The following is a 580-nucleotide window of genomic DNA, read 5'->3' as shown; positions in this document are numbered from 1 at the left end:
CTTGATATGGGGTTTCGGCTTCCATTCTCCATTCTTCTGGTAGAAGCTAAATCCCAGATATTTGATCTCCTTCGGTCTGGCTACTTTCGTCTTTGTCGCGTTCACTTCTACACGCAGGTGTTCTGTTAGCCATTTTGTGACTGAGCTCATGACTCGATTCGCTGCCACTTCACTTTTTACGCAGATTATACAATCGTCCGCATATCGTACAAAATGCAGCCCTCTCGACATTAGCTCTTTGTCAAACTCATTCAGATAGATGTTCGCCAGAAGTGGGCTGATCGGGGATCCTTGTGCTGTTCCGATCTTCGTTTCTTCATAAGTACCTTCTACCAACACACCTCCTTGTAAGATTCGTCTTACTAAGGATTCTGTATCCGGGTCCTTGATCACCTTGTGAACCAAGATCATCAAAATATCCTGATTCACATTATCGAAGAATTTAGAGAGGTCCAGGTCCACGATCCAGTCATACCCATCGTTCATGAATTCCAGTGCTTTAATTACCGCTTGTTCCGCTTTTCTTCCCGGGCGGAATCCGTAGCTGTTTTCTGAGAATTCCTTTTCAAAGATGGGGGTT

Annotated in this window: 1 protein-coding gene; it reads right to left on the bottom strand. The window is 44.7% G+C overall.

Annotated features, from left to right (window positions below):
* The coding region (locus HOLDEFILI_RS18065; protein ID WP_006061400.1) for a reverse transcriptase domain-containing protein at positions 1 to 580 on the bottom strand (580 nt) is incomplete at both ends.

The sequence above is a fragment of the Holdemania filiformis DSM 12042 genome (assembly GCF_000157995.1).
Lineage (GTDB): Bacteria > Bacillota_I > Bacilli_A > Erysipelotrichales > Erysipelotrichaceae > Holdemania > Holdemania filiformis.
This window is presented reverse-complemented; position numbering and strand designations above follow the sequence as displayed.